The 22,207-nt window shown below is 69.6% G+C and carries 23 protein-coding genes and 1 pseudogene; 16 read left to right on the forward strand and 8 right to left on the reverse strand.

Features of this window, described 5'->3' with window-relative positions:
• Positions 1 to 2 precede the first annotated feature (2 nt).
• Positions 3 to 1,589 carry a sensor histidine kinase gene (locus ACSU1G_RS17425; protein ID WP_439281230.1) on the forward strand — a complete coding sequence of 529 codons (1,587 nt, stop codon included), beginning with the start codon at positions 3 to 5 and terminating at the stop codon, positions 1,587 to 1,589.
• A 99-nt stretch (positions 1,590 to 1,688) separates the two neighbouring features.
• Here ACSU1G_RS17425 and ACSU1G_RS17430 read toward each other — a convergent pair whose 3' ends face one another.
• Positions 1,689 to 1,937 carry a WhiB family transcriptional regulator gene (locus ACSU1G_RS17430; RefSeq protein ID WP_010144519.1) on the reverse strand — a complete coding sequence of 83 codons (249 nt, stop codon included), beginning with the start codon at positions 1,935 to 1,937 and terminating at the stop codon, positions 1,689 to 1,691.
• 329 nt (positions 1,938 to 2,266) lie between these two features.
• Here ACSU1G_RS17430 and ACSU1G_RS17435 point away from each other — a divergent pair, with 329 nt between their 5' ends.
• Positions 2,267 to 2,698, forward strand: coding sequence for a hypothetical protein (locus tag ACSU1G_RS17435; protein ID WP_439281231.1), 432 nt, complete (start codon positions 2,267 to 2,269; stop codon positions 2,696 to 2,698).
• A 54-nt stretch (positions 2,699 to 2,752) separates the two neighbouring features.
• Here ACSU1G_RS17435 and ACSU1G_RS17440 read toward each other — a convergent pair whose 3' ends face one another.
• Positions 2,753 to 3,124 carry a DUF1844 domain-containing protein gene (locus ACSU1G_RS17440; protein WP_439281232.1) on the reverse strand — a complete coding sequence of 124 codons (372 nt, stop codon included), beginning with the start codon at positions 3,122 to 3,124 and terminating at the stop codon, positions 2,753 to 2,755.
• A 357-nt stretch (positions 3,125 to 3,481) separates the two neighbouring features.
• Between ACSU1G_RS17440 and infC the strand changes: the two genes are divergently transcribed.
• From infC to ACSU1G_RS17460, 4 genes are all read left to right on the forward strand, one after another.
• Positions 3,482 to 4,552: a translation initiation factor IF-3 gene (gene infC, locus ACSU1G_RS17445; protein WP_439281233.1), complete on the forward strand. Its 1,071-nt coding sequence runs from the start codon at positions 3,482 to 3,484 to the stop codon at positions 4,550 to 4,552.
• 125 nt (positions 4,553 to 4,677) lie between these two features.
• On the forward strand, positions 4,678 to 4,872 hold the full coding sequence (gene rpmI / locus ACSU1G_RS17450; RefSeq protein WP_439281234.1) for a 50S ribosomal protein L35: 195 nt from the start codon (positions 4,678 to 4,680) through the stop codon (positions 4,870 to 4,872).
• 87 nt (positions 4,873 to 4,959) lie between these two features.
• Complete coding sequence (rplT, locus tag ACSU1G_RS17455) at positions 4,960 to 5,346, forward strand: 50S ribosomal protein L20 (RefSeq protein ID WP_439281235.1); 387 nt, start codon at positions 4,960 to 4,962, stop codon at positions 5,344 to 5,346.
• A gap of 56 nt (positions 5,347 to 5,402) precedes the next feature.
• Positions 5,403 to 6,347, forward strand: coding sequence for a TrmH family RNA methyltransferase (locus ACSU1G_RS17460; protein ID WP_439281236.1), 945 nt, complete (start codon positions 5,403 to 5,405; stop codon positions 6,345 to 6,347).
• Positions 6,348 to 6,460: 113 nt separating this feature from the next.
• Here ACSU1G_RS17460 and ACSU1G_RS17465 read toward each other — a convergent pair whose 3' ends face one another.
• Positions 6,461 to 6,730 carry a GlsB/YeaQ/YmgE family stress response membrane protein gene (locus tag ACSU1G_RS17465; RefSeq protein ID WP_439281237.1) on the reverse strand — a complete coding sequence of 90 codons (270 nt, stop codon included), beginning with the start codon at positions 6,728 to 6,730 and terminating at the stop codon, positions 6,461 to 6,463.
• Between the two features lie 138 nt (positions 6,731 to 6,868).
• Positions 6,869 to 8,068, reverse strand: coding sequence for an MFS transporter (locus tag ACSU1G_RS17470; protein ID WP_439281238.1), 1,200 nt, complete (start codon positions 8,066 to 8,068; stop codon positions 6,869 to 6,871).
• Positions 8,069 to 8,119: 51 nt separating this feature from the next.
• Here ACSU1G_RS17470 and ACSU1G_RS17475 point away from each other — a divergent pair, with 51 nt between their 5' ends.
• On the forward strand, positions 8,120 to 8,563 hold the full coding sequence (locus ACSU1G_RS17475; protein ID WP_439281239.1) for a (deoxy)nucleoside triphosphate pyrophosphohydrolase: 444 nt from the start codon (positions 8,120 to 8,122) through the stop codon (positions 8,561 to 8,563).
• Positions 8,564 to 8,565: 2 nt separating this feature from the next.
• Here ACSU1G_RS17475 and ACSU1G_RS17480 read toward each other — a convergent pair.
• Positions 8,566 to 9,682 (reverse strand): annotated as a pseudogene (locus ACSU1G_RS17480) (Rv2578c family radical SAM protein).
• Positions 9,683 to 9,739: 57 nt separating this feature from the next.
• Between ACSU1G_RS17480 and pcp the strand changes: the two are divergent.
• A complete protein-coding gene (pcp, locus tag ACSU1G_RS17485) occupies positions 9,740 to 10,429 on the forward strand; it encodes a pyroglutamyl-peptidase I (RefSeq protein ID WP_439281240.1) in 690 nt (229 codons plus the stop codon).
• 6 nt (positions 10,430 to 10,435) lie between these two features.
• On the opposite strand, the gene ACSU1G_RS17490 is transcribed toward pcp, so the two are convergent.
• Together ACSU1G_RS17490 and ACSU1G_RS17495 are read right to left on the reverse strand one after the other, a co-directional pair.
• Positions 10,436 to 11,659 (reverse strand): MFS transporter, encoded by a 1,224-nt coding sequence (locus tag ACSU1G_RS17490; RefSeq protein ID WP_439281279.1) that lies wholly within the window; start codon positions 11,657 to 11,659, stop codon positions 10,436 to 10,438.
• Positions 11,660 to 11,766: 107 nt separating this feature from the next.
• Entirely contained in the window at positions 11,767 to 12,207 is a 441-nt protein-coding gene (locus ACSU1G_RS17495) for a hypothetical protein (protein ID WP_439281241.1), read from the reverse strand.
• 135 nt (positions 12,208 to 12,342) lie between these two features.
• Between ACSU1G_RS17495 and pheS the strand changes: the two genes are divergently transcribed.
• The 8 genes from pheS to ACSU1G_RS17535 all read left to right on the forward strand — a co-directional run bounded on the left by pheS (position 12,343) and on the right by ACSU1G_RS17535 (position 21,655).
• Positions 12,343 to 13,422: a phenylalanine--tRNA ligase subunit alpha gene (pheS, locus tag ACSU1G_RS17500; RefSeq protein WP_439281242.1), complete on the forward strand. Its 1,080-nt coding sequence runs from the start codon at positions 12,343 to 12,345 to the stop codon at positions 13,420 to 13,422.
• Positions 13,423 to 13,425: 3 nt separating this feature from the next.
• Positions 13,426 to 16,080, forward strand: coding sequence for a phenylalanine--tRNA ligase subunit beta (gene pheT, locus ACSU1G_RS17505; protein WP_439281243.1), 2,655 nt, complete (start codon positions 13,426 to 13,428; stop codon positions 16,078 to 16,080).
• Positions 16,081 to 16,137: 57 nt separating this feature from the next.
• Positions 16,138 to 16,842, forward strand: a complete 705-nt coding sequence (locus tag ACSU1G_RS17510; RefSeq protein ID WP_439281244.1) for a 4'-phosphopantetheinyl transferase family protein — start codon at positions 16,138 to 16,140, stop codon at positions 16,840 to 16,842.
• A gap of 176 nt (positions 16,843 to 17,018) precedes the next feature.
• The gene (locus tag ACSU1G_RS17515) at positions 17,019 to 17,375 is read left to right on the forward strand and encodes a hypothetical protein (protein ID WP_439281245.1); all 357 of its coding nucleotides are present in this window, start codon (positions 17,019 to 17,021) and stop codon (positions 17,373 to 17,375) included.
• Between the two features lie 24 nt (positions 17,376 to 17,399).
• Positions 17,400 to 18,443, forward strand: coding sequence for an alpha/beta fold hydrolase (locus tag ACSU1G_RS17520; protein WP_439281246.1), 1,044 nt, complete (start codon positions 17,400 to 17,402; stop codon positions 18,441 to 18,443).
• Positions 18,444 to 18,478: 35 nt separating this feature from the next.
• Entirely contained in the window at positions 18,479 to 19,294 is an 816-nt protein-coding gene (locus tag ACSU1G_RS17525) for a beta-ketoacyl-ACP reductase (protein ID WP_439281247.1), read from the forward strand.
• 109 nt (positions 19,295 to 19,403) lie between these two features.
• The gene (locus ACSU1G_RS17530; RefSeq protein ID WP_439281248.1) at positions 19,404 to 19,709 is read left to right on the forward strand and encodes a hypothetical protein; all 306 of its coding nucleotides are present in this window, start codon (positions 19,404 to 19,406) and stop codon (positions 19,707 to 19,709) included.
• Positions 19,710 to 19,882: 173 nt separating this feature from the next.
• Positions 19,883 to 21,655, forward strand: a complete 1,773-nt coding sequence (locus ACSU1G_RS17535) for an alpha/beta fold hydrolase (RefSeq protein WP_439281249.1) — start codon at positions 19,883 to 19,885, stop codon at positions 21,653 to 21,655.
• A gap of 123 nt (positions 21,656 to 21,778) precedes the next feature.
• On the opposite strand, the gene ACSU1G_RS17540 is transcribed toward ACSU1G_RS17535, so the two are convergent.
• The gene (locus ACSU1G_RS17540) at positions 21,779 to 22,207 is read right to left on the reverse strand and encodes a helix-turn-helix domain-containing protein (RefSeq protein ID WP_439281250.1); all 429 of its coding nucleotides are present in this window, start codon (positions 22,205 to 22,207) and stop codon (positions 21,779 to 21,781) included.

Consider the following 22,207-nt stretch of genomic DNA (forward strand, 5'->3'; position numbering starts at 1 on the left):
CCATGGCCTTGTTCACCGATCCCCTCTACGGCGATCCAGATCTGGCGGACGGTGATGTCGACTGGCTGCGGGCGGTGGTCAGCGAATGGCAGCTGATCGCCGATCTGGATTTCGCCGACCTCGTGTTGTGGTATCCGGTCGAGGGGACCCCGACGACCGGTCGGGGCTTCGTGGCGCTGGCACAGGCGCGGCCCTTCACGGCCCAGACCTCGTTGCACCGCGACATCGTGGGCAGCCGGGTGCGCACGGACCTGAAGTCCCTGGTGGCGCAGACGTGGTCCACAGGGGAGCCGTCCGCCACGGCCCCCTCGGTCCACGGGCCGGACAGCTCCATGCGGGTGGCGGTCTGGCCCGTGCGCCGGGAGTCCCGGACCATCGGCGTGGTCACGGTGCACCAGAACCTCACCGGGCAGCGCACCCCGTCCCGGCTCGAACTCGTCTACCGCCAGAGTGCGACCCAGCTGCTGACCATGCTGGCCCATGGACAGTGGCCGGCCCCGGACGATCCGGCCAGTGGCTCTCCCCGGGGCGCTCCGCGCGTGGGCGACGGGGTGTTGCGGCTGCAGGCGGACGGGACGGTCGACTTCGCCACTCCGAACGCGGTCTCCGCCTTCCGCCGGCTCGGTGAGACGGAATCTCTGGAGGGCCGATCCCTGGCGAGGATCGTCACGGACCTGCAGGATGAGCGCCGGCCGGTGGACGAATCCCTGCCGCTGGTGCTGACGGGCAAGGCGGCGGCCCGGGCCGAGTTGGATGTCCGCTCGGTCAACCTCACCCTGCACACCGTGCCCCTGCGCAATGACGGGGGCCGCTTCGGGGCGCTGGTCCTGCTGCGCGATGTCACCGAGCTGCGTCGCCGCGAACAGCAGCTCATCGGCAAGGACGCCACCATCCGGGAGATCCACCACCGGGTGAAGAACAACCTGCAGACCGTGGGCTCCCTGCTGCGCATGCAGTCGCGGCGCATGCATTCGGAGGAGGCCAAGAAGGGTTTGGAGCAGGCCATGCGCCGGGTGGACACCATCGCCCTGGTCCACGAGACCCTGTCCCGTGGGCTCGATCAGCACGTGGACATGGACGAGTTGTTGGGCCGCCAGTTTCGGCTGGCGGTGGAGGTGGCCGGGGATGGCCGTGTGGTCAGCACCGAGTTCGGCGGCGGCTTCGGTGACCTGCCCTCGGATCTGGCCACGCCACTGGCCCTGGTGATCAACGAGCTCGCCATGAACGCCGTGGAGCACGGGACCGGAGCGGAGGGCGGGCAGGTGGGTCTGGTGGCGCGCCGGACCCACACCCCCACCGGCGAATGGCTCGAGGTGCGCCTGTGGGACACCGGTGCCGTGCCGGGTGCGCCTCGCGGTCAGGAGCACGACGCCGGCCGCACCGCCGCGCCGGATGCGGACGGTTCGGCGCCCCCGCCCCACCAGCACGGCCGGGCCGAGGTCGTGCCGGAGCCGGGGCTGAGCCCCGGGCTGGGCCTGCGGATCGTCCGCAACCTGGTGACCGGGGATCTTCGCGGCACCATCGACTGGACGGCGCGTCAGGACGGTGGGACCGACGTCGTGATCCTCGCGCCCGTCCCGGAGTACTGACCGGCCGGGAGATGGATCAGGCCCTGACCCGTGGCGGGTCAGGGCCTGTCAATGGCCAGCTGGGGGCCGGCCGCCGGGGCCGGCAGCGGTGTGGGTGCCTTAGGAGGCTCGTCGGGCTCGGGCCGCGCGGCGCTTGAGGGCGCGGCGCTCGTCCTCGCTCATACCGCCCCAGACGCCCGAGTCCTGGCCGGACTCGATGGCCCACTGCAGGCACGTGTCCACCACTTCACAGGTGCGGCAGACGGCCTTGGCTTCCTCGATCTGGAGCAGGGCTGGACCTGTGTTCCCCACCGGGAAGAAAAGCTCCGGGTCCTTGTCCAGGCACGCTGCCCTGCTACGCCAATCCATGCTGATCGCTCACTCCATTCAATGCCGGGCACACGAGTTGCCCCGGCAAACCTGTCTCGGGTCATCGGACGGTAGTCCTGAGGCGGGGGCGGCTCGGCCGACATGCGGCCGTAGGCAACAAAAAAGGGCCGTTGCGACGACCCCCGCGGAACTTCGTGAAATAGCTTTTCATGTTGTCTGCGAGTAAACAAGGGGTCCAGTACGTTTTGTGGCGGGTATCATACGACGCCGATCGCCCCTGATGACGCGTCCCGTAGACTATGGCGGCCCATCGTGACCACTGTCAAGGGTCATGGGGGCTCCAACCGCGCAACAGGAAGACTGCCTCCGTGCCCACCTCATCCCCTCTGGCCACCACCGGGACGCCCGATCCGCGCCGGGGCAGGACCCGCCCTCCGGCCGTGACGGCACTGACCGGCGTGCTGCTCCTCCAGTCCCTCGCGGTGCTGGGTGCCGCCGTGGCATCAGCCATGGCCATCGGTGCGGGTGCCCTCGGCGTAGGTGCCCAGATCTTCCTGGCGGTCCTGTTCGTCTTGGCGGGCGTGTGGATCGGCGCTGCCGGTCTCGGCCTCTGGGCAGGACGGGCCTGGACCCGTGCTGCCGTGGTGGTGATCGAGATGTTCGCGGTGATCCTGTCCATCAGCTTCTTCACGGCCGGCAACGTGAGCGTCGGTCTGATGTTCCTGCTGCCGGCCGCCGCGGCCCTGCTGTTGATGTTCACCCGTCAGGCCGCCGGGCACCTGGCCGGCGTGGACCGTTGAAAAAGGCTCGGCCCCGTCCGCAGACGGGGCCGAGCCGGGTGTGGGGCGGAGGTGTCAGTTCACGGCGCCGGTGTACTTCTCGCCCGGGCCCTGCCCCGGGGCGTCCGGGAAGGCGGAGGCCTCACGGAAGGCGAGCTGCAGGGAGCGCAGGCCGTCTCGCAACGGACCGGCGTGCTGACTGCCGATCTCGGGGGCGGCGGCGGTGACCAGCCCGGCCAGGGCCGTGATGAGCTTGCGGGCCTCGTCGAGGTCGATGAGCTCCTCGGCGTTGGGCATATCGGCCAGACCGACCTTGACGGCCGAGGCGGTCATGAGGTGCACGGCGGCCGTGTTGATGAGTTCCACGGCCGGGACCTCATGGATTTCCCGGACCCGGTCGCTGACGGGATCGTCGGTGGGAGTGGGATTCTGCTGTTCGTCATTCATGCTGGTAAGCTTGTCACAGACCAGCTGGGTCCGTTCCCGTTTCCGCCGCAAGCGAGTGTGAGATGGACGACGGGGCCAGCCATCAAGTGGAGGCCTACTCCCACCCGCGCCAGCAGGATGTCCGTCGTCGAACGGGCCGAGTTGCCGGGTCACCGGTCATGCCAGCCCCTTGGGGACGGCTGATCGATGGATCGGCGGATTGTCTGCCGGTCAGGCCTCCGACTGCATTGAGCACGGAGGCTTTTCTCGTTTCCGGACCCGCTGCAGTGGTCCGCCCGGGAAGGCGGTCCAGCAACCGAAGATCCCAAACACAGGAGTTGTAAGATCAGCGAGCCAAGAATCAACGAACGGATCCGCGTGCCCGAGGTGCGCCTGGTCGGCCCCCAGGGCGAACAGGTGGGAATTGTGCGCATCGAGGATGCGCTACGTCTAGCTGCCGAGGCCGATCTGGACCTTGTTGAAGTGGCCCCCACGGCCAAGCCGCCGGTCTGCAAGCTGATGGACTTCGGCAAGTGGAAGTACGAGGCTGCGGTCAAGGCCCGCGAGGCGCGGAAGAACCAGACCAACACGATCCTCAAGGAAGTCCGCTTCCGGTTGAAGATCGACAAGCACGACTACGAGACCAAGACCGGCCATGCCCGGAAGTTCCTCACGGCGGGGGACAAGGTCAAGGCCATGATCCAGTTCCGCGGCCGTGAGCAGCAGCGCCCCGAGTTGGGCATCCGACTGCTCGAGAAGTTCGCTGAGGACGTGGCGGATGTGGGCATGGTCGAGTCCAGCCCCCGTCAGGACGGGCGCAACATGGTCATGGTGATCGGCCCCCTGAAGAACAAGGCCGAGGCCCGTGCCGAGGCCCGCAAGCATCAGGAGCCGAAGCCGGATCGCGTCGGGTCCCGCCGTGATGTGGCGGCCCGCGAGGCGAAGGAGAAGGTCGCCGAGGACACCTCGTCGGCGCCGCTGTCCAGCGCCATGTCGGACGCCATGCCAGAGGAGTTGAAGAAGCTGGCCCAGTCCGGCGACTCGGCCCCTGCACAGAAGGCCGAAGCTCCGAAGACTGAAGCGCCGAAGACTGAAGCGCCGAAGGCCGAGGCTCCGAAGACTGAAGCGCCGGCAACACCGTCCCCTGAGGCGGCCCAGCCTGCTGCAGCCCCCGAGGCCACGCCCCCGAAGGCTGAAGCGCCGAAGGCCGCTGCCCCGAAGGCCGCTGCCCCGAAGGCTGCCGCCAAGCCGGCTGCCGCCCCCCAGCCCGCTGCCCCGGCCAAGCCGGCCGCAGCTCCCAAGCCTGCTGCTGCCAAACCGGCTGCAGCTCCGAAGCCTGCTGCTGCCAAGCCGGCCGGGGCACCCAAGCCGGGTGCGTCGAAGCCGGCCGCGGCTCCCAAGCCCGGTGGGGCCCCGAAACCGGGCCCCAAGCCGGGCGGAGGCAAGTAGGCCAGCACCACCCTTCCGCGCCGGCCACCACCGGCACGGACCAGATCGGCCCCGCCTCCCCGCGAGGTCCACGTAGCACTGTCCGCCCCCGCGGGGGACAGCCGACATGAAGGAGAACGGCAGCCATGCCGAAGATGAAGACCCACAGCGGAGTCAAGAAGCGCTTCCGCGTGACGGGCTCGGGCAAGCTGATGCGACAGCAGGCCAACCGCCGCCACTACCTGGAGCACAAGTCCTCCCGGGTGACCCGCCGTCTGGCCTCTGACCAGCTGGTGTCCAAGGGCAGCGTCAAGGTCATCAAGCGGATGCTGGGCATCTGACATTCCCCGTGGCCCCAGGGCCGCACACAGCTCGCCGCCGCGGCCAGAGATAACCCGCGGTCGGCACCGATTCTAAGGAGTACGCACGTGGCACGTGTGAAGCGGGCAGTCAACGCCCACAAGAAGCGCCGAGTGGTCCTTGACCGCGCGGCAGGTTACCGCGGACAGCGTTCCCGCCTTTACCGCAAGGCCAAGGAACAGCTGCTGCACTCGTATGTCTACAACTACCAGCACCGCAAGAAGCGCAAGGGCGATTTCCGTCGCCTGTGGATCACCCGCATCAACGCGGCCTCCCGCGCCAACGACATGACCTACAACCGGTTCATGCAGGGCCTCAAGCTGGCCGGCATCCAGGTCGACCGCCGCATGCTGGCTGAGCTGGCCGTGACGGACGCCGCCGCGTTCACCGCCCTGGTGAAGGCCTCCCGCGCGGCCCTGCCGGCTGACGTCAACGCCCCGGTCGCTGCCAAGTAAGCACGCGCATCCACCGGCGGTGCTGCTGAAAGGCCGTACCGCCACCGGAACACCAAATGAACGAGCGCCCCGTACAGGACGTGATGACCAACCCCCGGGCAGACCGGGTGCGGAGGGTCGCACGTCTGGCGGGGCGCTCGTCTCGTCTGAGGGAGGGCCTCTTCCTGGCCGAGGGCCCTCAATCCGCACGGGAGGCGCTGCGGGCGCACCTGGGCCTCGTGGACGCCGGTCTGGAGTCCGGTGCGAGCGGTGCCCCCGAGAGTGCAGGCCCACCGGCCGTGGGCCTCGCACCGGCCCAGTGGGTCCCCGGGCGGGTGGTCGAGACGGTCTATCTCTCCCCGCGGCTCTCCGAGCGCGACCCCGGACTCGCCGACCTCGTCTGGCGGGCTGCGGCCCGTGGCCTGCCGGTCCGTCACGCCACGGACGAGGTGTTGAACGCCATGGCCGATGCCGTCACGGGACAGGGCATCATCGCCGTCTGCCGCATCCCCGAGACGGACGCCCGTTCGGTGTGGGCCGGCCTGCAGACCGCCCGCCTGGTGGCGGTCCTGTGCCGGGTCCAGGATCCGGGCAATGCGGGCACCATCCTCCGGGCGGCCGATGCCTCCGGGGCCGATGCGGTGGTGCTGACCTCCGGTTCCGTGGACGTGTTCAACCCCAAGGTGGTGCGCTCGACGGCCGGATCCCTGTTCCACGTCCCCCTGGTGACGGCGGCAGACCCCTCCGAGACCGCCGGTGAGGTGCGGGGACGTGGGCTGACCGTGCTCGCGGCGGACGGCTACGGAACCGTGAGACTGGACCGGCCGCCGTCGCACCTGTTGTCCGGGCCCACCGCCTGGCTCTTCGGCAACGAGGCCCAAGGCCTGTCCGCGGAGGAATTGGAGCTGGCCGCCGAGCGGGTGGCCGTGCCGCTGTACGGCCGGGCCGAATCATTGAACGTCGCCACGGCGGCGACCGTCTGCCTCTATGCCTCCGCGATGGCCCAACACGCGCAGGTCTGACCTGCGCCGGCTCTGAGGTGCCAGGCTCCGAGAACGCCGAGAGGGCGCCCCCGCTGACGGGGGCGCCCTCTGGGTGTGAGCCGGTGCCCGCACCGGCTCGGTGTTCGCGTGGGTCAGGCCTTCTTGGCCATCCGGCCGGAGATGGCCTGCCAGATGAACGCGACGATGATGCCGCCGATGATGGCGAAGATCCAGGTGCCGAAGCTCCAGAACTCGTCCATGGCCCCGACACCGACCAGGCTGGCGATCCAGCCGCCGAGGACGGCGCCGATGAGTCCGGTGATGAGGGCGCCGATCCAGCCGCTGCCCTGCTTGCCGGGAAGGATGAGCCGGGCGATGGCGCCGGCGATGAGTCCGAGGATGATCCAGCTGATGAAGCCCATGGTGTGTACCCCTTCTTGTTCGTACTCTCGTGGCGAAGCGGATGGGGATAGTCTCCATCCGCAGCAGGTCCTGGTCCACTTCTGGTGGACGACGATTGTGCCCCGCCACATCACAACTTAGCAAGCCGGTGCGGGAATTCAGGGATGTCGGGGGCGCAAGAGGATCAGCGACAGCACCAGGCCCACCCCGGCCAGCGCGGCCCCGGCGCCCGCCGGCACCTGGAGGGCGAACCCGCCCTGGATGACGGCGGCGCCCACCCAGGCGCCCATGGCATTGGCCAGGTTCAGGGCCGAATGGTTGAGTGCGCCGGAGAGCTGGGGCGCCTGCGGTGCGGCGTCCACGAGCAGGACCTGCAGGGACGGGACGAGTGCGGAGGCGGCTGCGGCGGCCCCGAGCAGGGGGATCAGGGACACCATCCACCACTGTGCCGTCAGGCTGAAGCAGGCCAGGGAGACGGCGACGATCCCGAGCATCCACTGCAGCGTGCGCCGTGCGGAGCGGTCGGACAGGGCACCCCCCACGAGGGTGCCCACTACCATGCCGACCCCGTAGAGGCCCATCAGGAGGGGGACCAACCGTGGCGGCATGCCCCCGACCTCCGTGAAGACGGGGGCGATGTAGGTGTACAGGGCGAACATGCCGGCGAAGCCGATGGTGCCGACCAGGATGGCCCGCCACAGGGTCGGTGACTTCAGGGCCGTGAGTTCACTGCGGACCGAGGCACCCTGCGGTGCGGGTACCCGCGGGACCAGTAGGGCCACGGCGAGCAGGGTGGCGGCGCCGAAGAGGCCGGTGAGGATGAACATCCACCGCCAACCGGAGGTCTGCCCGAGCCAGGTGGCCAGGGGGACGCCGATGAGGTTGGCCACCGAGAGCCCGGACATGACCCAGGCGATGGCCTGTCCGCGGCGGGCCGGGCCGGCCAGGTGGGCGGCGGCGAGGGCGGCGGCCGAGAAGTAGGCGCCGTGCGGCAGGCCGGAGAGGAACCGTGCGATGAGCATGGTGTTGAAGTCCGGGGCCAGCAGGCTGGCCGCATGACCGACCACGAACAGTGCCATCAACCACAGGGCGGAGGTGCGCCGGTCGATCCGGGCCATGCCGGCGGCCAGCAGCGGGGCCCCGACCACCACGCCGAGTGCATAGGCCGAGATGAGGATGCCGCCGGCGGGTAGGTCGACGTCCAGCTCGGCGACCGCCTCGGGGAGCAGACCCATGATGGCGAACTCGGTGGTCCCGATGGCGAACCCACCCAGGGCCAACGCCAGGATGCCCGGCAGCATGGGCCGGTTCCGGGGCGAGGTGGTGGGTGCGGGGGCATCATCAGCGGTGTACGGCACTGATCCAGACTACGGTCACGGCGCCCGGAACGGTCGGTAGGATCGGGGCCCATGAGCAACATCACCCCGGTGGCCGGGCCCCGTCCCGTGGTCGGTGCCGCGATCCTGGATGACCTGGCTGAGCCCACGGTGCTGCTGGCCGGACGCCGTAATGCCCCGGAGTCCCTGGCCGGCCTGTGGGAGTTCCCCGGTGGCAAGGTGGAACCGGGGGAGGACGCACGAGAGGCCCTCATCCGCGAGGTGCAGGAGGAGCTCGGTGTGCAGATCCGCCTGGACCGGGAGGTGGCGGCCGACCATCCGGAGGGCTGGCTGCTGGGCAACGGGGCCAGGATGCAGGTCTTCACGGCGGTGATCGTCAGCGGTGAGCCGCATCCCCTGGAGGATCACGACCTGTTGGACTGGCGCGCCCTGGAGAGATCCACCCTCCAGGAGCTGGACTGGATCCCCGCGGACCGGCCGATCGTGGATGCCCTGGTGGACCTGCTGCGCCCCTGACCTCAGAACAACGCCGGCTGGGGGGGCCGGGGCGGCGGCAGGGCCCGGTACTGCGGGCGCCACGGGCGCCCCAGACCCGCGTGGCCGATCCGCCGCCGGGCCCCGCCCCTCGCCGTCCGGATGGGTGATGCGGTGGGCGCCGTCCCGGTGCAACCCATGACGGCGTGCCGCGGCGGTGGCACGCCGGGTCAGGGCCTTGCGGTACGAGGCGGGGGCATAGGAGCTGCGCCCATAGAGCTGGCGGTAGCCGTCCAGCAGGTCCGGGTGATCCTGCTCGATCCACTGCAGGTACCACTGGCGCGCGCCGGGCCGCAGGTGCAGCGCCCCGGCCATCACGGAGGTGGCGCCGGCCCCGGCCAGGGCCGCCATCAGGTCCTCCAGGTGCTGGTCCGAATCCGTGAGCCACGGGAGCAACGGCATGGCCATGACGGTCACCTCCGCGCCGACTGCCGAGAGTCTCTCGACGAGATTCAGCCGGGCGGCCGGTGTCGGGGTGCCGGGTTCGACCTGATGGGCGAGGCCCGGATCCAGCATGGCCAGGGACACCGAGACCTGCACGGGCACCTGCCGGGAGGCGGAGGCCAGCAGGTCCAGGTCCCGTCCCAGCAGCGTGCCCTTGGTCAGGATGGAGAAGGGGGTACCGGAATCGGCCAGGGCGGTGATGATCCCGGGCATGAGCCGGTACCTGCCCTCGGCCCGTTGGTAGGGATCCGTGTTGGTGCCCAGGGCCACCAGCTCGCGGTTCCAACTGGGCCGGTTCAGCTCGCGCCGGAGGATCTCGGGGGTGTTCACCTTGACCACGATCTGCTGGTCGAAATCCGCGCCCGCGTCAAACTCCAGGTACTCGTGGGTGCTGCGGGCGTAGCAGTACCGGCAGGCATGGGTGCACCCGCGGTAGGGGTTGACGGTCCAGCGGAAGGGCATGGGGGAGGAGTCCGGAACCTTGTTGAGGGCGGACTTGGCCAGGACCTCATGGAAGGTGGTGTCCGCGAACTCCGGCGTGGTGATGGAACGCTGCAGGCCGGAGAGCGGGAGCAGGGCGGCTGGTGCGGCTGGTGTGCCACCCTCGCCCCGCTCTGATCCGTCCCCGGCCCGCAGTGTCTGCGCTTCCCATCGCATGCATCGATTAGAACACATGTACTAAGGGTTCTGCAAGGGGGCGTTAGGCTGGTCGGCATGTCCTCCCCACACCTGGCAGCACACCCGGGCCGGACCCTGCTGACCGGGTTCGAACCCTTCGGCGGGGAGAGGCACAACCCGTCCTGGCCCGCCGCACGGGAGGCAGCCCGAACGCTGCGCCGGCTGGGGGTGGACGCCGTCGCCGAGCGGCTCCCCTGCACCTTCGCCGGATCCAGCAGAGTCCTGGAGACGGCGTTGGCCCGGCATCGCCCCGGCGTGGTGATCGCGTGTGGACTGGCCGGTGGCCGGTCACACGTGGCCGTGGAGCGGGTGGCCGTCAACCTCCAGGACGCCCGGATCCCGGACAACGCCGGCCATCAGCCGGCCGGAGACCCCATCGACGACGCCGGCCCCGCCGCCTATTTCTCCAGCCTGCCGGTCAAGCGGACCGTGGCCGCGCTGCACGGCGCACGGATCCCGGCCGAGCTGTCCCTGAGCGCGGGCAGCTTCGTCTGCAACCACGTCTTCTACGAGGTGATGCGCCGTGCCGAGGCCCAAGGCGGTTCCGTGCGTAGCGCCGGGTTCATCCACCTGCCGTGGGATGAAGGGGCCCCACGGCGAGCGGCCGAGGCGGAGCCGTGGCCCGCACTGCCGGCCGCTGACCTCGCCCGCGCCCTGGTGATCGCGGCACAGGAAGCCGCCCGGCCGGCGTCGGACCTCCAGCAGGCGGCGGGCGCACTGTATTAGCCGTCATTAGCCGCCGTCGCGCGCCGAGGCCCGGGCGGCCAGAAGCCCGGCGACCGTGAAGGCGAGCGTGGCCACGAGGATGAGCAGGATCGGCGCGGTCCAGCCGTCGGTGCTCGTGTGGAGCCAGCCGGCCGCCGGTGGCGCCAGGGTGGCGGCCAGATAGCCGCCGGTCTGAACGGAGGCCGAACCGGAGGCTGCCTCACGGTCCGTGCGGGCCAGGCGGGCGATGATGGAGAAGATGGCGGTGAAGCCGCCGCCCTGGGCCACCCCGCCCGTGAGTGACCACAGCACGTAGGCCTCCGGGGCCAGCAGCAGCCCCAGCGGCAGGGACAGCCACAGCAGGGCCACGGCCGCCATGGGGACCCACGGCCGGGTCCGGGCCGCCAGCAGTGGCACGCCCAGGGCCCCGACGATCGCGGCCACCTGGAACAGGGAGGCCGTGGCGCCCGAGCCTGCCGTGTCCAGGCCGTGGGAGTCGGCCAGGATGGAGGGCAGCCACGTGGTGGTGGTGTAGTAGCCGGCCGACTGGCCGCTGAAGGCGATGACCAGCAGCCACATGACCCGGCGGAACTGTGGGGTGGGCCGGACTCTGGGCGCCGGGTCGCCCGGGGTCTCGGCGGCAGCGGCGCCGTCGGTTCCCAGGGTGGACCCGGGTCCGCCCGCGGCGGTGGCCGGGGGGTGACTCCGGATCCGCCGGCGCACCAGCGCCATCCAGTAGGCCAGCCCGACCACGGTCAGCACCCCCCACAGGGCCAGGGCCCACCGCCAGCCGACGAGGTCGGCCAGGGGGCCGGTGCCGAGCAGGGTGGCCATTGAGCCCACGTTCATGCCGGCCGAGTACAGCCCGGTCGCCAGGGACACCCGGTCCCACGGGACCTCCCGGCGGATGATGACCGGCACCACGATGTTCCCCAGGGTCAGGGACAAGCCGATCAGGGCGGTGCCGGTCAGGACCAGCCACGCCGGCCCCACCGAGCGCAACGCGGTGCCGGCCAGCACGCCCGCGAGGCAGGCGAAGACCGTGGCCTCCGAGCCCCAGCGTCCGATGGTCCGAGTGGCCAGCGGCGTAGCCAGCGCGAACAGCAGGATCGGCAATCCCGTGAGCAGGCCCGCCCCGGCGGCGTTGAGCCCGGTGCCGGACTGGATGTCCCCCAGGATGGCGGTGGGGGCGATGATCGGCGCCCTCAGGTTGAGCGCCAGGATGACGATGCCGACGATGATCCAGGGCAGGAACGGGCTGGCTACGGGTGGGCGGCGCGTGGTGACTCCTGAGGTGGCAGGCGGGTTCGCAGGTTAGGTGGCCCGGGAAGGCCACCCCTGATCCTAGCCAGCGGCGGTCAGTCCGAGCGCTGCGGCCACCGGACGGGGCGCTCGCGGTACCCGCCGGCGACCAGCCCCGCGTGGCGTTCGAAGACGTTCCGGGAGGCCGGGTCCCCGGTGCGCAGCAGCGACCAGCCGGCCGCGGCGGAGTACAACAGCAGGAACGGCAGGCCGAGGCACCATGCGTACTGGGTGGCATGCCTCGACTCATGGTTCAGCAACCGGGCCGTGGGCAGGGTGTGGGGCCGGAACAGGACCATATTGCCCACGGTGAAGGCGCCGCCGTCGGGAAATCCCCACCGGTAACCGAACGCCAGGAGCAGCCCCTCCGGACCGCGCTGGATCCGGCAACCGGCGCACAGGGCCAGCACCAGCCCCAGCGGGGTGGTCAGGTTGGCGGCATTGACCAGCTGGCGCAGGCGGCACCGGGCGGACGGGGCGGGCGGGGCAGGCGGCATGGGTGAAGCATAGGAGACCGGTGTGCGCGCCCGCCGGACGGGACCCTAGACTGGACGGGGTCTCCCGCCGGGTGCGGGCGGCCGGATGCCGAAGACACCACCCGCCCCAGCAGAGCACGAAGGTCGATTCCCGCCATGACGGACCACCCCCCTGTTGATCAGTTAGAGCCCACCGGGCCGGAGCTCTCCCCGGCGGACGAGACCGCCGTGAACGCCGCCGTCGAGAACGCCCTGGCCGCCTTCGCGGCGGCCGCGGACCTCGACGGGCTCAAGGCCGCCCGGCTAGCCCACACGGGGGAGAAGGCCCCGCTGACCCTGGCGAACCGGGGGATCGGCACCCTGCCCAAGGAGCTCAAGTCCACCGCCGGCAAGCTCATGGGCGCCGCCCGCAAGTCCATGGAGTCCGCGCTCGCCGCCCGCACCGAGGTCCTCGAGGCGGAGCACGCCGAGCGCATGCTGGTGGAGGAGACCGTGGACGTCACCACCGCCGTGCGCCGCCGCCGGGTGGGGGCCCGCCACCCGCTCTCCGTGTTGCAGGAGCGTGTCTCGGACATCTTCATCGGCATGGGCTGGGAGATCGCTGAAGGCCCCGAGGTCGAATCGGAGTGGTTCAACTTCGACGCCCTGAACTTCAAGCCGGACCACCCGGCCCGGGAGATGCAGGACACGTTCTTCGTGGACCCGCCCGAATCCCACCTGGTGCTGCGCACCCACACCTCCCCGGTGCAAATGCGGGCCATGCTGGAACGCGGCACCCCCGTCTACGTGCTGTGCCCCGGGCGGACCTTCCGCACGGACGAGCTGGATGCCACCCACACCCCGGTCTTCCACCAGTTCGAGGGCCTGGCCGTGGACCGTGGACTGACCATGGCGGACCTGCGCGGCACCCTGGAGTACTTCGCCCGGCAGATGTTCGGTCCGCAGGCGAAGATCCGGTTACGCCCGAACTTCTTCCCGTTCACCGAGCCCAGCGCCGAGATGGACATCTGGCACCCCGGGGCCAAGGGCGGTCCGCAGTGGATCGAGTGGGGCGGCTGCGGCATGGTCCACCCCAACGAGCTGCGCGCCGCCGGGATCGACCCGGAGGAGTACTCCGGGTTCGCCTTCGGCATGGGCGTGGAGCGCACCCTGATGTTCCGCAACGAGGTCCCCGACATGCGGGACATGATCGAAGGCGACATCCGCTTCTCCCAGCACTTCGGAATGGAGATCTGACCCATGCGTATCCCGCTGTCATGGCTTCGTGAATTCGTCCCGGTCCCGGCGGACGCCACCGCCGAGGACGTCATGGCTGATCTGGTCAGGGTCGGCTTCGAGGAGGAAGACGTCCACCGTCCTGCCGACGAGCTGTCCGGGCCCATCGTGGTCGGGCAGGTCCTCGAGATGGTCCCCGAGCCGCAGTCCAACGGCAAGACCATCCACTGGTGCCAGGTCCGGGTGGTCCCGGAAGGGGCCGAGCAGACCCTGACCGGAGACGGCATCGACCCCTCCGGCGTGCAGGGTGTCGTCTGCGGCGCCCACAACTTCCACGTGGGGGACAAGGTCATCGTCACCCTGCCCGGTGCCGTGCTGCCCGGTGACTTCCGGATCTCCCCGCGGAAGACCTACGGACATGTCTCGGCCGGGATGATCGCCTCCGCCCGCGAGCTGGGGCTGGGGGATGACCATGACGGCATCATCGTGCTCTCCACCCTGGGCTTCTCCGCGGAGCACGGCAACGACCCCGAGCCCGGGACGGACGTGTTCGAACTGCTGAACCTGCGGGACGAGGCCGCGGAGATCAACGTCACCGCGGACCGCAGCTACGCCTTCTCCCTGCGCGGGGTGGCCCGTGAATACGCCCACGCCACCGGCGTGCCGTTCACCGACCCGGCCTCGCTGGTCACCGTCCCGGAAGCCAACGGCGAGGGCCACCCGGTCCGCCTGGCTGACACCCGCCCCATCTACGGGGTGCCCGGCTGCGACCGCTTCGTGGCCCGCACGGTCACCGGGATCGACGCCTCCCGTCCCACCCCGCCGTGGATGGCCCAGCGCCTGCGCCTGGCCGGGATGCGGTCCATCTCCCTGGCCGTGGACATCTCCAACTACGTCATGTGGGAGCTGGGTCAGCCCCTGCACTTCTACGACGCCCAGAAGCTCGACGGCGAGATCGTCGTGCGCCGGGCCGCCGAAGGCGAGCGCCTGACCACGCTGGACGGCAAGGACCGCGCACTCGACGCTGAGGACCTGCTCATCACGGACGGCTCCGGTCCCATCGGCCTGGCCGGCGTCATGGGGGGCGGCACCACCGAGGTCACCGCGTCCACCACGACCGTGCTGATCGAGTCGGCGCACTTCGACCCGGTCTCGATGGGCCGCAGCCGCCGCCGGCACCGGTTGCCCTCCGAGGCCTCCAAACGCAACGAGCGCGGCGTGGACTGGGAGATCGCGGACGAGGCCGCCGAGCGCGCCGTGCAGCTGCTGACCACCCTGGCCGGCGGCACCGCCGGACCGGGCATCACGGACGTGGGCTCCCGCCCCGAACCGAAGGTCATCGAGCTGCCCGCCTCCTACCCGGGGGCCCGGATGGGCATCGAGTACACCGAGCAGCAGATCGAGGACGTCCTGCGCGAGTTGGGTGCCACGGTCCGGCGTTCCGGGACTGACGGTGGTGAAGGCGTGGGGCACGACGCCGGCCCGGCCGGCCCGGTCTTCACCGTCACCGCGCCCTCCTGGCGCCATGATCTGGAGATCCGTGAGGACCTGGTCGAGGAGATCGCCCGGTTGAACGGCTACGACCAGATCCCCTCGACCCTGCCGGTGGCCCCTCCCGGCCGCGGACTGACCCGCGAGCAGGCGGCCCGACGCCGGGTGGTCCAGGGGCTCGCGGACTCCGGGCTCACCGAGGTGCTGGCCTACCCCTTCGTCTCCGAGGCCCAGAACCGGCTCTTCGGATCGGCCACCGAGGAGGAGGGCTCGCAACAGCGGATGGTGCACCTGGCCAATCCGATCTCCGCGGAGTTCGGCTACCTGCGCACCTCCCTGCTGCCGGGACTGCTTGACATCGCCCGGCGCAACCACTCCCGTGGGTTCCGAGACCTCTCCCTCTATGAGTCCGGGCTGGTGTTCCTGCCGGGAGACCAGCTGGGCTCGGCCTCGATCCCACCGCTGGGCCTGAGGCCGACCGATGAGGTCCTGGCCGGTCTGGATGCCGGCATCCCACACCAGCCGCACAGGGTGGCCGCCGTGTTCACCGGCCACGATTCCGCGCCGGGCCCCGGACACGCGCCGCGGGCCTACGACTGGCAGGACGCTCTCGGAACGGCGCAGGACATCGCCGCCCTCCTCGGGGTGGAGCTGCAGGTGGCGCAAGGCCGTCATCAGGCCTTCCACCCGGGCCGGACCGCCGAACTACGGTTGGCCGCGGCCCCTCACGATTCCGGCACCGCCGGTGGTGCTGAGGCTGGCGAGATCGTGATCGGTGTCGCCGGTGAGTTGCTGCCGGCCTGGCTCGAGGACGCCGACCTGCCGGCGCGGACCGTCGCCATGGAGCTGGACCTGGACGCGCTCGTGACGGCCGCGGCCGGCGTGGTGGTGGCCCAGCCGCTGTCCACCTACCCCGCCACCAGTCAGGACGTGGCCCTCGTGGTGGCGCAGGACGTGGTGGCCGGGGACGTGCTGGCCACCCTGCGTCAGGGAGCCGGGTCCCTGCTCGAGGATGTCTCCCTGTTCGACGTCTACGCCGGGCCGGGCGTGGCGGAGGGCCATCAGTCGCTGGCCTTCACCCTCAGGTTCCGGGCTCCGGACCGGACGTTGACCGCTGATGAGGCCTCGGCGGCCCGTGCCGCAGCCACCGAGCTGGCCGCCCAGCGCCACGGCGCCGTTCAGCGCTAGGGCGCCGGGACCCCGGGGCAGGACGTGAACACGGAGCCGGAATCCGAAGGGAACGGCGTGGGCCCGTCCGCAGGCCCGGCGCCCGACTGGCACGTGGTGCTCACGGGCCCGCAGGCCGGTGACCAGCGTCGTGAGGCCCTGGATTTCCTGGCGGTCTCCCTCGGCCACCGTCCGGGCACGTTCACGGTGGTCCACCACTGTCCCCGGTGCGGTGCGCAGGATCATGGTGCCCCGAGGCTGGCCTACAGTGCCCTGGCGCGGCGGAGGCGCGGTCCGGATGCCCTCACCGGTGCCGACGAGGCGGAGGCGTTGCCCGCCCTGAGCTTCAGCCGGGCCGGTGGCTGGCTGGCCACGGCGTGGGTCGATCCCGTGGCATCGGGCCACGGGTGGCGCATCGGCGTAGACCTCGAGGTCTCGGGTGCCCCGGCCTTCTCCTCGGCTGACGGGCTCGGGGAGGTCGCCTACTCCTCGGAGGAGACCGCCGTGGTGTCCCGCTGTGCACCCGCGGAGCAGCCCGCTGTCCGGGCCGCGCTCTGGTCCCTCAAGGAGGCCGTGGTCAAGGCGCGTGGAACCGGCTTCGAGGGTGATCCCTCCGAGGTGCGCGTGACGGCGCCGGGGACACTGACCCCGCAGATCCCCGGCCACCCGGAGGCCGTGGTGGTCGCCGGCGACCACTGGCCCGGCGGGCCGGTGGGGAAGGGGCTGACGGGAATGCTCTGCCTGCTGCGCCACGAGGATCCCGGGCGCTCGGGAGACCGCTGAGGCCCAGCCATGTCGGGCCGGAGCCGTGCGCGGCGGGTTACTTTACGGTATTGGCGACATGGTCGGCGGAATCGCCACGCATCGACTGACGGTGTCTGTACTGTGGACCTTGACTCCGTGCAACGCGAGGTAGGGCACCGGTGTAGGCGGGCCCACCCCGACGACGAAAGGGCTGCATGTCCGAAGAATCCCGCACCAATGGTTCCCAGCAATTCCGCAAGATGATGGATGATTTCCTGTCCACAGCAACCCCGGCGCTCGATGAGGTCGTGAACACGAAGGCCTTCGGCGAGATGCTCGGCCAGGCCGCCGGGAACCTCGTGGCGCTGAGCCGGATCGGCAATGACGTCATGGACCTCGCCGTGCGCAATGCGCGGGTCGCAGGCCGTGCCGATGTGGTCTCCCTGCACCGCCAGCTGGCCCGCAACGAGGACAAGCTGGAAGCGGTCCTCGAGACCGTCGAACGACTGGAGGACGATCTGGCCGAGGAGCGTCGGCGTCATCAGGGTTCCGCCACGGACCAGGGGGAATGACCCATGTGGTCGTTGATGAAGGAGATGGCTGAGTTGCCGTCCGTGCTCTGGAAGTACACCAACATCCAGCTCACCACGGCGGATGCGGCGGTCGGGGTCTCGCCGAAGGAGATCGTCTGGACCTACCGGAAGACCACCCTGTACCGGTACCGCAGTTCCCGGCGCAGGCACCCGGTGCCCATCCTGTTGACGTTCGCGCTCATCAACCGCCCGGACATCTTCGATCTGCGGCCCGGAAACTCCTTCGTCGAGTTCCTGTTGGAGGAGGGCTATGACGTCTTCCTGGTGGACTGGGGCTATGCGGACGAGGAGGACGCGGAGACGGGGCTGGAGGATTACGCCCTCGAGTACGTCCCTCGGGCGATCCGCGAGGTGCGGCGGGCCAGTGGTGCCGAGGAGATCACGCTGATCGGATGGTGCATCGGCGCCGTGTTGACCGGGATGTACCTGTCCGTCACGCCGGACGCCCCGGTGCGGAACTGGGTTCCGCTCACGATGCCCTTCGACGCGGCGAACACCACCTACGAGACGCTGCTCGGCAACGATGAGTTGGACACCGACTGGCTGGGCCAGCACGGGGCCTTCCTGCCCGGTTCCTATGTGGACACCGTCAACAAGTTGCTCAAGCCCGTGCCCAACTACGTCGGGACGCCGCTGCGACTGTTCCGCCAGGTGCAGGACGGCACGGCGGACCGGAGCGCGTACCAGCCCATGGCCCGGTGGGTGGCGGACAACCCGAACTTCCCCATGCGGGCCTTCCGGCAGTGGGTGACGTGGGTGTACAAGGAGAACCGCCTCGCCCGGGGGCGCGTGCGGCTGCGGGGTCAGAAGGTGGACTTCTCGGTCATCAAGCAGTCCATCCTTGTGGTCACCGCCACCAAAGACCACATCGCCCCGCGTGACGGCACCATGCCGGTGTTCGACGTCCTGACCAGTACGGACGTAGAACACCTCGACGGCGTCGGCGGACATATCGGCCTGATGGCCGGATCCCGGGCCCGAGGCGAGATCTGGCCCCATCTCAATGCGTGGCTCGAACCCCGGAGCCAAACGAACCGTCCGGAGTGACCCGGAACCCCCACCACACACTCGAGGAGACAACGATGTCAGAAGTAGTCACTGGACCCCAGGGAACCAAGCTGGTTGGACGCACCGCTCTCGTCACGGGCGGTACGCGCGGCATCGGTGCCGCGATCAGTCGGAGCCTGGCCGGTCAGGGCGCGGATCTGGCGCTGGGATACGGCCGCGACCACGAGCGCGCGGAGGAATTCCTGGCCTCCCTGCGTGCGAGCTTCCCGGAGGGGAAGTTCACCGTCCATCCGGGCAACGTCGGTAAGGCCCAGGACGCGCGCCAGACCATCGCGGACGTCCTGCAGGAGCATGGCAAGTTGGACATCCTGGTCAACAACGCCGGGATCACCCGGGATCGCACCGTGTTGAAGATGGAGGACGATGACTGGGACTCGGTGATCCAGGTCAACCTCTCCGGGACCTTCTACATGGCCCAGGCCGCCCTCAAGCACATGCTCGAGCGTGGTACCGGTCGCATCGTCAACGTCTCCTCGATCATCGGAGAGATGGGCAACATCGGGCAGGCCAATTACGCGGCGTCCAAGTCGGGGTTGTTCGGCCTGACCAAGACGCTGGCCCGGGAAGCGATCTTCCACCTGGACCGCGCGGGCAAGCTGCACGACCAGTCGATCGGGGTCACCGTCAACACCGTCACGCCGGGCTATGTGAACACCGAGATGGCCGAGGCCGTCCCGGAGAAGGTCATGGACAAGATCAAGGGTAAGATCCCACTGGCGCGACTGGCTGATCCCGATGAGATCGCGCGCGTGGTGCATTTCCTCTGCGCCGACAAGTCCTCGTACATCACCGGGCAGGTGTGGGGCGTCAACGGCGGCATGGACATGTAACAGATTTCACCTGACGAAGGAATTTGCATGAGTTAGCAAGTCCTGCTAACTTTATTAGCAGGCAGGACAAGCTGCCGGTGAACGCAAGAACAACCGTCAAGGAGTCATCATGGCCGCAACCGCCAATGCCAACCAGACCGCCAGCAAGATGGCCGAAGAGGCCACCAAGCGCTTCGAGCAGAACACCGAGCGCGCCAAGGAGTTCAACTCCGCCGTGGCCGAGACTGCCAAGTCCAACTCCCGCGTGGTTGTCGACAACTACGAGAAGGCCGCCAAGAGCTTCTTCCAGATGCAGCGCCAGATCGCCGGCAACAGCCAGGTCGACTGGGTCAAGGAGACCTCCTCCACCCAGATCCAGTTCGCCGAGGAAGTTGCCGACGCGTGGGTGAAGGCTGCTCGCCAGCTGCTCAAGTGACCTGAGGGGCTCCGGCCCTGACGTCGCCACGGCGAACGGCCCTGTCGATTTCGGCAGGGCCGTTCGGCGTTGCTGCGCCGTGACGCCGAACCCCAGAGTAATATCAATCCCCAACGTGTCCGGCATCACAGTCGGTTCGTCTGCAGGCCCCACCCAAACTTCTAGGAGGCATTGTGCACAGCACACTCCGTCCCACCGTCCCGCCCGCAGTCATCGATTCGATGGTCGCTGCGAGCCTGGGCGCGTGGAACACCATCAACACTTCCGTGATCGACTACTGGGCCGGCGCTTTCAGCCGCCGCGCCACACCTCTGGATCTGATGAGGGACCTGACCCGTTGGAATGTGGCACTGGCGGCCCGCCAGCGTCCGCCGTGGGCTCATGAGGCACAGCAGATCGTGGTCGGTGAATGGCCGCTGGCGCTACTGCGGGACTATTCGGCCCCGGATGCCGACCCCACGCAGATCCCCACGGTGATCCTGCCGCCGCAGGCCGGACATGCCTCCAGCATCGTGGATTTCGCGCAGGACCAGAGCCAGATCATGGTCGGCCGTGAGAACGGCTGTTCCCGGATCTACAGCATGGAGTGGATCGGTGCGACCCAGGAGACCAAGGACTCCGGGATCGACGACTACATGGTGCTGCTCCGAGAGGTCTCCGACCAGCTCGGCGGGAAGATCAACCTGATCGGAGATTGCCAGGGCGGCTGGCTGGCCACGATCTTCACGGCCCTGCATCCAGACCGGGTCAACTCGCTGGCAATTGCGGGGGCCCCCATCGACTTCCACGCCGGCGAACCCCTGATCCACGATTGGCTCACGATTCTCGCCCCGGAAGACGACATGTCCTACTTCCGGTCCGCGGTCTCGGCCAACAACGGTGTTCTGCCGGGCCGGTTCCTGCTGGACGGGTTCAAGGCCCTGCAGCCGGACCAGGGGCTCTCCAGGTCGCTGCAGCTGCTGACGAACATGCACGACGCCGACTACGTGGAGCGCCACCGGACCTTTGAGGACTGGTTCCAGTGGACCCAGGACATCCCGGGCGAGTTCTACCTGTGGATCGTGGAACACCTGTTCATCCGCAACTCGCTGATCAAGGGTGAGCTGCGGGTGGAGGGCCAGACCGTGGACCTGAAGAACATCCGCTGCCCCCTGTTCCTCATGGCGGGCCGCACCGACCACATCACCCCCGCCGACCAGGTGTGGGCCTTGGCCGACTACGTCTCCACGCCGCCAGAACGCATCGGCCGTCAGTCCGCCTCGAGCGGTCACCTGGGCCTGTTCATGAGCCACGAGGCCCTGGCCAAGCACTGGCCGGTCATCTTCGCCGAGATGGGGGCACTGTCCACGCCCACTTTGGAGGATGATCCCGAGGTCCTGACCGACGAGCCGAGTCAGACCCAGCCGACCATGTTCGAGGAGGTCACGGTCACCCAGGCTGCTGCTCCCAAGACGGCGGCTGTGAAGGCTGCTGCTCCCAAGACGGCGGCTGTGAAGGCTGCTGCTCCCAAGACGGCGGCTGTGAAGGCTGCTGCGCCGAACGCCAAGACCACGAAGGCTGCTGCTCCCAAGACGGCAACCGCGAAGGCTGCTGCGCCGAAGGCCAAGACTGCCAAGGCTGCTGCTCCGAAGGCCGCCGCTCCCAAGGAGGCTGCCCCGAAGGCTGCTGCACCCAAGGCGGCTGCCCCGAAGGCTGCCGCTCCCAAGGCGGCTGCCCCGAAGGCTGCTGCACCCAAGGCGGCCACCACCCCGACCCCGACCACGGCTCAGCCCGTTCAGGCGAAGCCGGTCCAGGAGTCGACACCAGTCCAGGAGTCGACGCCGGTCCAGCCGGCGCCGGGCGCTTCGACCGCCGCTGCCACGGCCACGAAGGCGGCGGCCACTACTCAGGGGCCCACCGCACCGGAGAGCGCTCCGGCCGCGGAACGCCCGCCGACCACGCCGTGATCCTGCCGACGGCCGGTCACTAGACTCTGGCCTTGACTGACGCCCGGTGCCCACCCAACAGGTGGGAGCCGGGCGTCAGTCGTCTCTGCAGTCCGGCTGATGGCGGTCCGGTGGATGAACGGGTCAGCCGGGCTGGTCGCTCTGGTTGGAACGGACGAAGGACCGGTAGATCTCCGCCAGTGAGGTCCGCTGCTCCGGAGAGAGCTCCTGGGCCCCGTGGATGGCGCTGAGCACGTCGGGTTGGTCGGGGCCGCCCGGAACCGGATCCGCAGCTGCCGATCCTGCCGTTGCCGAGCCTTGGGCCCCGGAGTCCGCCGAGCCCGGCCGGCCGGGCTCCTTCTCGTAGAGGTCGTCCACGCCGACGCCCAGTGCGGTGGCGATCCCGGCGGCCACCGCCTCGGAGGGGGCGCGCAGCCCGCGTTCGATCTGGGAGAGATACGGGTTGGAGATGCCCACCATGGCGGAGACCTGGCGCATGGACAGGTCCGCGATACGGCGTTGCTGACGGATATAGGCGCCCATCAGATGACGTTGCTGTTCTTTGTTCACCAC

It is taken from the genome of Microbacterium sp. A93 (assembly GCF_051842835.1).